This is a genomic window from Opitutaceae bacterium (assembly GCA_041395105.1).
In the GTDB taxonomy this organism is placed as follows: domain Bacteria; phylum Verrucomicrobiota; class Verrucomicrobiia; order Opitutales; family Opitutaceae; genus B12-G4.
In genome coordinates this window covers 179,332-191,878 of sequence record JAWLBB010000001.1, presented here as the reverse complement: position 1 = coordinate 191,878, position 12,547 = coordinate 179,332, and the positions used below count along the sequence as shown (strand labels likewise).

The window sequence follows — 12,547 nt, the reverse complement described above, 5'->3', positions numbered from 1 at the left end:
TTAAAGCCTCTCCTGCAGGTTTGTCCGTGGTCGGGCGCACCTTCCTCTCCCCATCGACTCCTCAGCCGCGACCCGCTTCCATTCCGAAAAAGCCGGCCGCGTTGGCGTAGCAGATACGGCGGATCATGCCGCCGACCAGTTCATAATCTTCCGGCAGTTCGCCCCGGGCCATATCGCCACCGACCAGATTGCAGAGGACCCGCCGGAAGTACTCGTGGCGGCAATAGGAGAGGAAGCTGCGGGAGTCGGTCAGCATGCCGACGAAGTGGCTGAGAAGCCCGTTGTTGCTGAGGGCGTTGATCTGCCACTCCATGGCTTCCTTCTGATCGAGAAACCACCAGCCCGACCCGAACTGGATGCGACCCGCGGAAGATCCGTCCTGGAAATTACCGATCATGGAGGCGAGCAGGTAGTTGTCGGCCGGATTCAGATTGTAGAGAATGACCTTGGGCAGGCTGCCTTCGGAATCGAGTTGATCGAGGTAGCGGCTGAGGGAGCGGGCCTGGGGGGCGTCGTCGATGGAATCGGTTCCAATGTCGTTGCCGGCCAACTTGAAGAGTCGTGTGTTGTTGGCCCGGAGGGCACCGAGGTGGAGCTGCTTGGTCCATCCCTTTTCCGCATCGAGCCGTCCGAAGAAGAGCATCATGGCATAGGAAAACGCCTCCTTTTCCGCCGGATTGGCGGCCTGGCCGTTGCGGGTCCGCTCATAAATGGCGGCGGCCTCGACCTCGCTTCCGGATCCGCCCGGGCAGTTGGCCAGGCCATGGTCGGAAAGGCGGGCACCGATCGAATGGAAGAAATCGTGGCGTTGGCGGATCGCCTTCTGAAATCCGGCGAAGGTGTCGACCTCGATCCCGCTGACCTCGGCCAGTTTCCCGGACCAGGCCACAAAACCGGCCGGATCGTCGACCCGCAGGGCCTGGTCGGGCCGGAAGGCCGGATAGACCCGGGTGGACAGACCGGATTCATGGATGGCCTGGTGGGACTTGAGGGTCGAGGTGGGGTCGTCGGTGGTGCAGACCACCCTCACCTTGAATTTCTTCAGAATGCCATGGACGCAGAAATCGGGAGCGGCGAGCTGTTCATTGGCGCGATCCCAGATTTCATCGGCGGTCGATTCATTGATTGGCAGGTCGATGCCGAAATAGCGCTGCAACTCCAGGTGCGACCAATGGTAAAGTGGATTGCGCAGGGTATGGGGCACGGTTCGAGCCCAGGCCATGAATTTCTCCCTGGGGGCGGCGTCTCCCGTGCAGAATCGTTCCGGAATGCCGTTGGCCCGCATTGCCCGCCATTTGTAGTGGTCCCCGGCCAGCCATATGTCGTAGAGATTTTCGAAACGTCGATTGGCGGCGATTTCCTCTGGAGGGAGGTGACAGTGGTAGTCGAAGATGGGTTCGTCCCGGGCGTAGTCGTGGTAGAGCCGGCGGGCAGGTTCAGACTGAAGGAGGAAATCCTCGGTGATGAATGCTTTGGGACCTGACATGGGAAAAGGAGGCTTGAGGTGAGAGCAGCCAGAATACCCAACAGGTGTTGGGTCCAGCCAGAAATAGACGGAGTGTCTGATTCCTGCCAACCCAAAACTCGATCCCGCAACACTTCGGATAAGCGCCAGGTCACGATACCCGCCCGGAAAACCGATCCCGGCCTCAGCTGCGGCGGGATCCGAACGGAGCGGAGCACAGGCAATCCGATTCGCCCTAGGCCAATCAATGTGGCCCAAGGTAAAGAAACGGTGGGCTACTTTCCGTCAGTCGGCGCAGGAACGACCACAGTGGGCGGGGAGATGTCGAGGACGACCGGCATCGACTGTTCCACTTCGGTCAGCCGGTCCTGGAGTGAGGCCAGTTCAGAGAAGATTTTTTCCTCGGCTTTCTTCCGGTCCGAACTGCCCACGATGCTCAGGCTGGCGGCGTCCTGAACCAGGCCGACCGGGAGCATGAGCAGGCGGGAGATCATCCCTTCATCCTTGAGCGAGCTGACGTAGAGAGCCGCCATTTCGCCGGAGAGGGCGAGGGAATCGCGGGCGATTCCGGTGGAGACGAGAAGGTTGTTGTTCAACTGCTGCTTGGCTTCGATCTCTTCGCGCAGGACGGTGGCGATCTGTTCCGATATGCGGTGAGTGTAGAGCTGGATATCGGAGCGGGTCATCGTGCCGGTCTGGGAGATTTCATTGAGGATCGGATTGATCCGTTCGGAAACCCGGGTGACCACCTGATTGACCTCGCTGTCGTCCCCTTTTGCGGCCTCGGTCAGGCGGGTGGATACGGCGTCGGCGAGGGCGTCGATCCGCTCCTGCTCAAAACTCCGCTGTTCGGCATCGTTGAGGAAGAGAGTGTCCTCGTTTGAGGTCATGGCCTCCGACAGCTTCCGGTCGGTCGACTCCACGGTCATGAGCAGCCGGTCGGCGAATGTCCGGAATTCGTCGGTGTAACGTGTCTGGAGCGCCTCGAGTTCCCTGGCCCGTGTTTCGCTCGCAGTCTTCTCGCTTCGGGCCAGCAGAACGTAGCCCAACCCAAGACAGAGGGTGAGGGTGAACCCGGCCGAAAGGATCCCGACACCGAGGGGACTTTTCAGAGAGAATGCCATGGGCTGATTCTTGTAGGATTCCTTTCGCGTGAAAGCGAGTTTTCTCCTCGCGGGCGGTTTGCGATCGTATCCGGGCGCCCAAAAGGAAAGGCCGTTTTCGCCACGCGGCGAAAACGGCCTCCTGAAGACTGTCCCGGGATCAGATGAAATCGCCGTGTTCGGCGAACCTCACGTCCGGTTGGATCAGAGTTGGGCTTTGAGCTCCTCGGGAAGGAGATCCATCGTTTCCTTGTAGAGCGTGTTCGTCCGGTCGAACTCGGCCTGAATCGCGGCGACGGTGGCATCGAGGTCGCCGCCCTTGAAATTCTTGAGCGATTCGAATTTGGCGACCAGGCCCGGCATGAGGGCCCGCATTTCCAGAAGGTTGTCGGCCACCTGGACTTTGACCGTGTCGGCATTGCGATCGATCAGGTTGCTGAGGTCGGCCATATCTGACCGGAAAGCGTCGGCAGCCTTCTTGTTCTCCTCGTAGAGGGCGGCCGCTTTGGCGATCATCGCATTGCGTGCGTCCTCCTCGGCCTTGGCCTTGGCTTCGGCTTCCGCCTTGGCGGCGGCCAGAGCGGCGGCCTTGGCTTCTTCCTGGGCCTTCCGCTCCGCTTCCGCCTTGGCGGCGGCGGCTTCCGCAGCGGCCTTGGCCTCTGCTTCGGCTTGGGCAGCGGCCAGAGCGAGGGCAGCGGCTTCCGCCTCCTTCCGTGCTTTGGCCTCGGCTTCCGCCTGGGCGGCTGCGGCTGCGGCTGCGGCGGCAGCGGCCTCTTCGGCGGCTTTCTTGGCTTCGGCTTCCGCGGCCGCTTGTTCGGCGGCCTGGGCGGCAGCGATCTCCTCGGGACTCGGTCCCTTGGGCTTCTTGGAGCAACCGGTGGATCCGAGGACGACGAGCGACAGGGTCAGACAGGCAATGATGGACTTGAGGAATGTTTTCATGGTGGTATCAGGAATCTTGAATCAGATTGTTGGCCGCGCCCGGGTTCAGGGCATCTTGATGGAGGGGAGGGAGAGTCCTTCGGGCATCATCTTCATGATATCCGCGTAGAGTCCCTGGGCCTTGGTGGTATCGGCCTGGATCTTCGAGACGAGGCCTTCGAGGTCCGTGCCCTTGTAGTCCTTGAGTGAATCGACCATCGAGGAAACCTCCGGGACAATTTCCTTGAGCTCGTTGTACTTTGTCATCACATCCGCGGGAAGAACCTCGGCGTTGGCCTCAATCAGGTCCGCCAGTTTGGATGCATTGGCCTGAATGGCCTCGATTTCGCCGGAATACTTGGCGAGCAATTCGGTTGCCTGGGCCTGCAGCGAAGCGGCCTGTGCCTCGACTTCGGCCGCAGCGGCCTTGGCATCCTCTTCTGCTTTGGCGGCGGCGGCTTTGGCCTGTGCGGCGGCTTCATCGGCGGCTGCCTTGGCCTGTGCCTCCGCCTCGGCAACGGCCGCCTCGGCATCAGCCTGAGCCTTTGCGGCAGCCTCCTCGGCGGCCTTACGGGTGTCGTCGGACGCGGTGAGGGCGGAAGCCGTCTTTGTCAACGAGTCCGTCATCGACTCATTTGACGTCTTTTCCGTTTTCGGTGCGGCTTCCTCGGCTTTTTCGACAGCCTGGGCGGGTGGGGTCGGCTCCTCTTTCTTGGCGCATGCACCAAGGAAAAGCATGGTGGATGAGGCAAGCAGGGAACAGGTCAGCAATCTGGTTGGCGATTTCATCGCTGCCATCCTGACTGCGGTTGCGGGTCAAATCAATGCCATATTGTGCTGCGGGAAATGCCTTCGATTCGCGAGTCTCCGGGTACAAGAAAAACGGATGCCCACTGGAGCGGGCATCCGTTTTCTAGACACACTCTGTTCTGATCGGGTCAATCAGTGAGCGGCTTTGGCGGCATCATCCGCTGCTTTCTTGGCGTCTGCTGCTGCCTTTTCGGCCGCCGCCTGGGCCGCTTTGGCTTCATCCGAGTTGGCCATGGATTCTGCCTGGGCAGCCGCATCGGAAGCCGCCTCGGATGCGGTGGCCGGTTCCTTCTTTGCGCAAGCAGCGAGCATCAGCGAGGCGCTGAAAGCAATAACGAGGGAGATGGAGGTTTTGGTAAGCTTTTTCATCGTTGGAGATCGTGAGAGCGAATACAGGTGATGGCAATGCCTATTGACGCGGCGGGTCACCGCGCCCGATGGCGGTTCCGGATCCTTGAGCCGGTCGGGCGATGCGCGTTCCCGCTAACGGTTCGGGATGGGGAATCCGGTCTTGCCGCCTTGGCGCCTCCGGGCTGAGATGCGGTTGTGGCGGGTGGTGAATCTGAGCGGCACAGGGATCTCAAACAACGGGCCGCCGGCTGGGCGGAAAGGGCGGGATTTGCGATTCTGGGCGAGGAAGTCCGTCTGCCCGGGTCGCCGTTTCGGGCCGATCTGGCGGCCTGTCGCAGACCCCGGTCCGGATCGGCCGATCCCGGTGAATCCGCGGTATTTGAATGCAAACAGGCCAGGCCGGATCTGCGCAAGGACGCGAATGCAGAGGCGGCCACCCGGCAACGCCTCTCCAATCTGCTCAGCCGGCAACGCCGACTTGAGTCCCTGCTCGCCCGGCATCTGCCCAACCTCAGGCACGGCGAGACCCTCTTTCCGGAATACGATTCTCTTGATCTGGACGGCTTCCAGCATGGCCCGATCCATAAGGTTAGGAGGGAGGCGGAAGCGCTCAGCCGTCGCCTTTACGGAGGAACGAAATTCGACCGGATCGTGCGCTACCGGAGCGCCGACTTCTGCTACCTGGTCCTGACCGAAGAGCTCGCGGCCGGCTACGCGCCGCCACAGGGCTGGGGTCTTCTGGTCGTGGAAGGCGACGGTCTGCGGCTGGAACGCCGACCGATTCATCTCGAGGCCGGACCCGTCCGTCGGTTGGCCCTGCTTGTCTCAATCGCCCGGAAAGCCGCCCGCGGAGTCCGGAACTGATCCGCTCTTCAGAGAGCCTCGTCCAGGGCGGACAGAATGGAATCCAACGGTTCCGTGCCGACCGAGACCCGGATCAGTTCCGGATTCATTCGATTGGCCTGAAGGTATTGGCGGCCCCGTTCGGTGGAAACCAGGTCGTAATGCGCCAGGTAGAGAAAAGGGCAGAGGAGCGAGGTGGTGATGCCGAAGCTGGGTCCCTTGGAGAGAACCACCCGGTCGTAGAAGGATTCGAGCGGGACATCCAGATCGATGGTCAGAAGAGCTCCGGGTCCGCCATCCGGCCGGCGTATCCGGCTGAAGCGATCGCCTTCCTCCGGGCTCTCCGCCCAGAAGACACGTTTGACCGAGCGGTGGGAGGACAGGAACCGGGCAACTTCGCGGGTCTGCTCGTTGATGAGGCGCACTACCGAAGGTGCCTGGTCGACCTGGTGCGCCAATCGGGCCGCGTCGCGGTGGTAAAGGGGCGCCCGCTCCCTCGTCAGCACCTTGAGGAATTGCTCCCGGTCGGGACAGGATTCGGCTAACAGAACAGCGCCGGCGATGACATCGCCTTCCCATGCGGCGTATTTGGTCAGGCTGGTCACCAGCAGATCGGCATAGGGTGAGACATCGACGTTGTAGGCGGAAGCAACGGATGGATCGACAATCATCAATCCCCCGGCCGAGTGGATGAGATCCGCGACTTCCGCCAGGGCGGGGGTCTGGATGAGCGGGTTGGAGGGGGCTTCGGTCACAAGTCCGGCCAGGCGCGGGCCACATTCGCGGACGACCTCCCGCAATGCCGCCAGATCGTCGACTCTGAGGATCACCCGGTGTTCTGCGGGCCCGTTCCCCAGCTTCTCCATCAATGCCATGGTATCAAGATAGAGCCAGCCCAACTGGATCCAGACGGTGCGGCCCCGGGCCCGCTGCCGGGCGGAAGCGGCGTGAAACGCGCGATGAACCGCATTCATGCCGCTATTGGTCAACACGATCGTATCGGCATCAGAATGATGGAATTCGCGGGCCAGACTCCGGCGGATCCGGGAATCCGGATCCTCATCGATGGCGTCTTCGTGTGTCCGGTTGATCATCCCGGCAGCGACGAGGTGATCCTCGGCCTGGCGGGATGAAAGAAAACCTCCGGTGTGCTGGAGGAACTGGCGGGCTTTCAGAATGAGGGAGACCTCGCCGGGATGGGCGACACCCCAGATCCCGTCGTGGTCGATCACCCGGGCTTCGGCGGGAGTCAGCCAGGCGACCAATTCCCCGGCGACCTGTCTTGAGGCGGTCAGCCAGAACGCCTCGGAATCGAGTCCAAGGCGTTTTCGCCAGAGATTGGTCGTTTCGCGGATGAGGTCATGAACGACGAAACGGGGGTAGCCGGAACAGATCTGCGCGATGATCTCGGGCTGCTTGGTCTCGTAACCGACAACGTCACCCATGGTGGGAAGACTGCAGGAAACGGCGTGCAGTTTGTTGGGAATCCGTTCCCCCAGCGGACGTGGGACGAGGCGCATCGCTGCAAACGGGAGCAGATTCGTCTGCCACCGGCAAGCGTGGTCTGTCTGAGGGGATTCCAGCAACTGAAAGCGCAGGCCGGACCATCGCTCTTGACGCCGGCCCCGGTTGCCGACTCGCTTCGGTTCAGGTGGAGAATGAAACCGAAAGGAAGTCGCTGGTAACCCCGGTCCGGTTGACGGCAGTCCTGATCCTGTTGGCCGTGCTGGCGGTGGCGTCCTGGCTTGCCTTTCAATACCGGGCGGCTCTCGGGGACTGGGCCCGACACGTGACCGCTCTGGTTCGTGAACAGGGACCGGTTCCGTTTTTCACCGCTCTGGCTTTTCTTCCGGCGGTCGGATTGCCGGTCAGTGCCTTCTATCTGGCGGCTGGAGCGGTCTTTCCCCTTTCGATCAGCGTGACCGGGACCGCCCTGGGCCTGGCCGTCAACATCACCTTCACCTATTGGATGGCCCGCAAATGGTTTCGCGGCCTGATCGAACGACTCCTCCGGCGGACCCGTTACAAAATCCCCGCCGTCGCGGCGACCGACCATGTCCGCCTCACCCTGTTCCTGCGGTTGATGCCGGGTCCTCCGTTTTTCCTCCAGAGCTATCTTCTCGGGTTGATCGAGGTTCCCTTCACCACCTATTTTCTCATTTCCTGGAGCACCCAGGTCTTGATTGCGACCGGGTTCATTGTCCTGGGCAGCGCCTTCTACAGTTCAAGCCTGGGGCGGGCCCTCATCGCCGTCGTCATCGTGGTTCTCGTGACGATCATTGTCCAATGGGTCCGGCGTTTCCTGGCCCGCCGAGGCGGGCCGGCCTGAAGACCGATTCCGATCCGATGAAACGCAAGACAGCCAAAGGCCGGGTGGAGCGCCTTCGCCTGCTTTCCTGGAACGTCAACGGGATCCGGGCCGTCCTCAAGAAGGGATTCCTGGATTCCCTGGCCGCCGAAGCGCCGGATGTGCTCTGTCTTCAGGAAGTCAAGGCGCGCCCCGACCAGGTCGACTCACTTTTCCTGCCGGCCGGGTATCGGCAGTATTGGAACCCGGCGGATCGCGCCGGCTACGCCGGGACGGCCATCTTGACGCGAAGGGAGCCGTTGGCGGTCACCCTGGGGATGGGCGAACCGGAACACGACCGCGAGGGGCGGGTGATGACCGCGGAATTTGCGGATTTCTTCCTCGTCAATTGCTATACCCCGAACTCCCAGCGCGAGTTGACCCGGCTCGACTACCGCCAGACCTGGGACCGGCTCTTCCGTGAATACCTGCTACGGCTTGAAGCGAGCAAACCGGTCGTCTTCTGTGGTGACCTCAATGTGGCTCATCGGGAAATCGACCTGGCCCGGCCGAAGGAAAACCGCGGGAACAGCGGGTTCACCGACGAGGAGCGGGCGGGTTTCGACGCGTTGCTCAAGGCCGGCTTTGTCGACACCTTTCGTGCGCAGGAAACTTCCGGCGGCCACTACAGCTGGTGGACCTACCGGGCGGGGGCGCGCGAAAAGAACATCGGGTGGCGGATCGACTACTGGTGCGTATCCAAAAGTCTAATACAAAAGGTGGACCGCTCCTGGATCCTGCCGCACGTCATGGGTTCCGATCATTGCCCGGTCGGACTGGAGATCGATTTGTGACCCGGGGGGCGAACGAACCGGACCGGTGGGTCATCCGGCCCTTTTCCCCCGGAGAGGAGGAAGCGGTCGTGGCGCTTTGGGTGGATTGCGGCCTGGTGGTCCCCCACAATGATCCGCGCCGGGATATCGCCCGGAAGCTCAAAGTGAACCCCGAATGGTTTCTGGTCGGGCTGCTTGACGGACGGATCGTCGGCTCCTGCATGGCCGGCTATGAGGGCCACCGGGGGTGGATCAACTACTTGGCGGTCTCCCCTACCTTGCGGCATCGTGGTCTGGCGCGGCGATTGATGGAGGTGGCCACCGGACTGCTTCGGAATGCGGGATGTCCGAAGATCAATCTCCAGGTGCGATCAGGCAACCGGCAGGTCGTCGCGTTCTACCGGAGTCTGGGATTTCATGAGGATGACGTGGTCAGCCTCGGTCTGCGCCTCGAGCGGGATCAGGAACCTGACGGGCTCTGAAGAACCCGTTTCGGGCCCGGGCCGGGTCTATTTCAACTCCGAGGCATGAAAGGCGGCCCAGTCGTCGAGCGCGTTCAATTCCACCGCACTGCCGGACACGGAGCCATTGTCGGGATAGCCCGCGGCTTTGAGGATCGCTTGGCGGGTTTCGTCGTCGTGGTGGTAGCCCATGATGGACTGGTTCAGCTGGTAGACCGAGGCCCGGTCGAGCTTCACTCCCGGCTGGGCCTTGACCCAGGCTTCGAAAGCCGCGTAGGTCGGGCGCTTCGCGGCGATGAATGAACGGACGGCGTCCGCGGTCAGACCAAGTCCGCTGATCACCATCATATCGAAGCCTTGTCCGATGCCGGGATAATCGGGATGCAGTTTTCCGGTGGCTTCGAGCGAGACCTTGAGCCAGAGGCGGGGGAGATGTTTGACGCCGATCGGTCCGGCGACACTGCATGGAATCATTGGGATTATTTTGGCACTCATGGCAGGGAGGAGTTGGATTTGGGGTTGAACCGCAGTTTGGGTGAGCTGCCCACGTTTGCGGCGCGCGCGGGCAGCGGGTTCCGGACAGGCAGACAGAGTTGGAGGCAACCGGCAAGCCGTCGCCGGGATAATTTCTTCGAAGCGATACGATTGCCCATCTCCGGGCTCCGGTCGTGGCCGCGGCAGCCGGGGTCCGTTCGCACAGTCTCAGGCAAGGACTCATGCGACCTTGCTCCGCATCGGGTTTTTGCCATCTTGGCGGGCTCCATGCCCCTCCTCGGTCTCAACGATGTCCATCTCGCCTTTGGCGGGCCCCCTCTGTTTGCCGGGGTCAACCTGCAGATTGACGAGGGGGAACGGATCTGCCTGCTCGGTCGCAACGGGACCGGAAAGTCTTCGCTCATGAAGGTTATTGCGGGGGAGATCGGACCAGATGGAGGCGATATCTACCGCCACCCCGGAACGCGGGCCGCACTTCTCACTCAGGATATACCCCCGGGTGTCGACGGCACGGTGCACGAAGTGGTTGCCACCGCGCCTGAGCCCTCCCATCTCCACGAGGAATCCTGGGAGCGGGATATCCGCCTGGATCGATTGCTTGAGCGCATGCAACTACCGCCGCTGACGCCCTTTGCCTCGCTTTCCGGTGGACTGAAGCGGCGGGTCCTGCTGGCCCGTGCCCTGGCGGCCCAACCGGATCTGCTCCTCCTCGACGAACCGACCAATCATCTCGATATCGAGGCCATTCTCTGGCTGGAGGATTTCCTCCTGACCGAGCGGATCACCCTGATTTTTGTCACCCATGACCGGAGTTTCCTCCGACGCCTGGCAACCCGCATTGTTGAGTTGGATCGGGGCCGGGTCTCCAACTGGGCTTGCGACTACGACACTTACCTGGAGCGAAAGGAGTCGGTTCTGGCCGCCGAGTCCCGTCAAAACGCTGTCTTCGACAAGAAGCTGGCCGAGGAGGAAGCCTGGATCCGCAAGGGAACCCTGGCCCGGCGGACCCGCAATGAAGGCCGGGTTCGTGCCCTGATGGCGATGCGGCGGGAGCGCGAAGCCCGAAGGGTCCGTTCCGGGATCGTCAACCTCCGACTCGACGAAGGTGAGAAGACCGGGGTCAAGGTCGTCGTGGCCAAGGATGTTTCCTTCGCCTACCCTGACGGCACCGAGGTCATCCGGGGATTCAACACTCTGATCACCCGCGGCGACAAGATCGGCCTGATCGGTCCCAACGGTTCGGGCAAGACGACCCTGATCAAGCTCCTCCTCGACCGCCTGCAGCCGACTGCCGGGACGATCGAGCACGGGACCAGGCTTGAAGTCGCCTATTTCGATCAGATGCGGGATCAGATCGATGACTCGATGACGGTGGTGGACAATATTGCCGATGGGGCCACCACGGTTACGATCGCAGGGAAGACCCAGCATATCATGAGTTATCTGCGGGACTTCCTTTTTACTCCCGACCGGGCCCGTTCTCCGGCCGGTGCCCTTTCGGGCGGAGAGAGAAACCGGCTCCTGCTGGCCCGTCTCTTCACCAAGCCGGCCAACGTGCTTGTTCTCGATGAGCCGACGAATGATCTCGACCTGGAGACGCTGGACCTGCTGGAGGACCTTCTCGTCGAATACCAGGGGACCGTTCTGCTGGTCAGTCATGATCGTGATTTCCTCGACAGCGTGGTCACGAGCACCCTGGTCTTCGAAGGGGATCGACGCATTGGGGAGTATGTCGGTGGCTACGCGGATTGGGTCCGCCAGCGACCGGCCGTGGCGGTGCCCGCGAAGAAGGCGGAGCCGAAGCCGGCCCGGACGCCTGCACCGTCGAAGGCGCGCCGTCTGACCAACCTGGAAAAGCGCGAACTTGAAGCCCTACCCTCCAGAATTGAGGCGCTCGAACGGGAACAGCGGGAAGGGACGGTCCGGCTGGGGGATCCGCTCCTTTACCAGGATGAGCCGGAAGCCGTTCCGTCATTGAAGGCCCGTCTGGAGGCCATCGAGGCCGAACTTCACACCGCCCTTGAGCGCTGGGAGGAGCTCGAGGCCAAGGCGGAAGAGAACCCGGGTTAGTGTTGGCCGGGAATTGACGTCGGCGGCCAAACGGGCAAAGTGGGCGGCTTCTCCGATTGCCCCATGACTTCATTGGCCCAATACGAAATCCAACCCCACCACCGCCTCAACCGGGCGCAGGTGGATCAGTACATGGACGAGGGATACCTCGTCTATCCCTCGAAGATCTTCCCGGACGAAAAGTTCGGGAAGCTGAAAGACCATTTTGAGGCGAAGCTGGCGGCCCTTCCCGCGGGGGTGCGCCCGGAAGCGATGGACGTGCCGCATTTCACCGATCCGGCCCTCTTCGAGTGGCTTTTTGCCGATGAAGTCCTCGATCTGGTGGAGCCGATCCTGGGACCGGACATCGCCCTGTTTGCCAGTCATTTCATCTGCAAGCCGAAGGGAGACGGCCGGAAGGTGCCCTGGCATGAGGATTCGTTTTACTGGAAAGGCATGCTCGAACCGATGGAGGTGGTCACCGTCTGGCTGGCGATTGATCCGTCAACCGAGGAAAATGGCTGCATGTTTGTGAAGCCGCGGACCCATCGCATCGGGCGCAAGGGCTTTTCCGACTATGAACCGGTCGATGAATCCAAGAACGTTTTTTCAACCGAAATCGTGGATCCGGACCGGAGGCCATTCGAGGAGGTCCCGGTCATTCTCGAACCCAACCACGCCAGCCTGCATGACGGTCGTCTGATGCACGGCAGTGCCGCCAACACGAGCGCCAAACGCCGGTGCGGCTACACCATGCGTTACATCAGCTCGGCGTCGGTGTTGAGCGAGTCGGCCCGGGAAGTCCATCACATCTACCTGGCCCGCGGGCGGGATCTGGGGGACCAGGCACGCAACTACGGCGATCCCGCCGTTGCCTACCATGACTTCATGAAGATGCGGAGGCAGCGCGGCCGTCTCGGGCATTGACC

At 62.0% G+C, this 12,547-nt stretch carries 13 protein-coding genes; 6 read left to right on the top strand and 7 right to left on the bottom strand.

What is annotated here, in order from left to right; translation table 11 throughout:
• Positions 1 to 61: 61 nt before the first annotated feature.
• The 5 genes from uxaC to R3F07_00800 form a co-directional block, all read right to left on the bottom strand.
• A complete protein-coding gene (uxaC, locus tag R3F07_00820; protein ID MEZ5274903.1) occupies positions 62 to 1,486 on the bottom strand; it encodes a glucuronate isomerase in 1,425 nt (474 codons plus the stop codon).
• 254 nt (positions 1,487 to 1,740) lie between these two features.
• Positions 1,741 to 2,589: a hypothetical protein gene (locus tag R3F07_00815; protein MEZ5274902.1), complete on the bottom strand. Its 849-nt coding sequence runs from the start codon at positions 2,587 to 2,589 to the stop codon at positions 1,741 to 1,743.
• Between the two features lie 183 nt (positions 2,590 to 2,772).
• Positions 2,773 to 3,510: a hypothetical protein gene (locus R3F07_00810; GenBank protein MEZ5274901.1), complete on the bottom strand. Its 738-nt coding sequence runs from the start codon at positions 3,508 to 3,510 to the stop codon at positions 2,773 to 2,775.
• Positions 3,511 to 3,555: 45 nt separating this feature from the next.
• Positions 3,556 to 4,278: a hypothetical protein gene (locus tag R3F07_00805; protein MEZ5274900.1), complete on the bottom strand. Its 723-nt coding sequence runs from the start codon at positions 4,276 to 4,278 to the stop codon at positions 3,556 to 3,558.
• A 153-nt stretch (positions 4,279 to 4,431) separates the two neighbouring features.
• Entirely contained in the window at positions 4,432 to 4,668 is a 237-nt protein-coding gene (locus R3F07_00800) for a hypothetical protein (protein MEZ5274899.1), read from the bottom strand.
• Between the two features lie 177 nt (positions 4,669 to 4,845).
• Between R3F07_00800 and R3F07_00795 the strand changes: the two genes are divergently transcribed.
• Positions 4,846 to 5,514, top strand: a complete 669-nt coding sequence (locus R3F07_00795) for a hypothetical protein (protein ID MEZ5274898.1) — start codon at positions 4,846 to 4,848, stop codon at positions 5,512 to 5,514.
• An 8-nt stretch (positions 5,515 to 5,522) separates the two neighbouring features.
• Here R3F07_00795 and R3F07_00790 read toward each other — a convergent pair whose 3' ends face one another.
• The gene (locus R3F07_00790; protein MEZ5274897.1) at positions 5,523 to 7,013 is read right to left on the bottom strand and encodes a PLP-dependent transferase; all 1,491 of its coding nucleotides are present in this window, start codon (positions 7,011 to 7,013) and stop codon (positions 5,523 to 5,525) included.
• Between the two features lie 131 nt (positions 7,014 to 7,144).
• Here R3F07_00790 and R3F07_00785 point away from each other — a divergent pair, with 131 nt between their 5' ends.
• Genes R3F07_00785 through R3F07_00775 form a run of 3 tightly spaced genes read left to right on the top strand, consistent with a single transcriptional unit; the run spans position 7,145 to position 9,095 of the window.
• Positions 7,145 to 7,822 carry a VTT domain-containing protein gene (locus tag R3F07_00785; GenBank protein ID MEZ5274896.1) on the top strand — a complete coding sequence of 226 codons (678 nt, stop codon included), beginning with the start codon at positions 7,145 to 7,147 and terminating at the stop codon, positions 7,820 to 7,822.
• Positions 7,823 to 7,839: 17 nt separating this feature from the next.
• Entirely contained in the window at positions 7,840 to 8,634 is a 795-nt protein-coding gene (locus R3F07_00780) for an exodeoxyribonuclease III (GenBank protein ID MEZ5274895.1), read from the top strand.
• On the top strand, positions 8,631 to 9,095 hold the full coding sequence (locus R3F07_00775) for a GNAT family acetyltransferase (protein MEZ5274894.1): 465 nt from the start codon (positions 8,631 to 8,633) through the stop codon (positions 9,093 to 9,095). The genes R3F07_00780 and R3F07_00775 overlap by 4 nt, the downstream gene beginning before the upstream one ends.
• A gap of 27 nt (positions 9,096 to 9,122) precedes the next feature.
• Here the strand turns inward: R3F07_00775 and R3F07_00770 are convergent, their stop codons facing one another.
• A complete protein-coding gene (locus tag R3F07_00770) occupies positions 9,123 to 9,569 on the bottom strand; it encodes a DUF5069 domain-containing protein (GenBank protein ID MEZ5274893.1) in 447 nt (148 codons plus the stop codon).
• 267 nt (positions 9,570 to 9,836) lie between these two features.
• Here R3F07_00770 and R3F07_00765 point away from each other — a divergent pair, with 267 nt between their 5' ends.
• A complete protein-coding gene (locus tag R3F07_00765; protein ID MEZ5274892.1) occupies positions 9,837 to 11,639 on the top strand; it encodes an ATP-binding cassette domain-containing protein in 1,803 nt (600 codons plus the stop codon).
• 63 nt (positions 11,640 to 11,702) lie between these two features.
• Positions 11,703 to 12,545 (top strand): phytanoyl-CoA dioxygenase family protein, encoded by an 843-nt coding sequence (locus R3F07_00760; protein ID MEZ5274891.1) that lies wholly within the window; start codon positions 11,703 to 11,705, stop codon positions 12,543 to 12,545.
• Positions 12,546 to 12,547 lie beyond the last annotated feature (2 nt).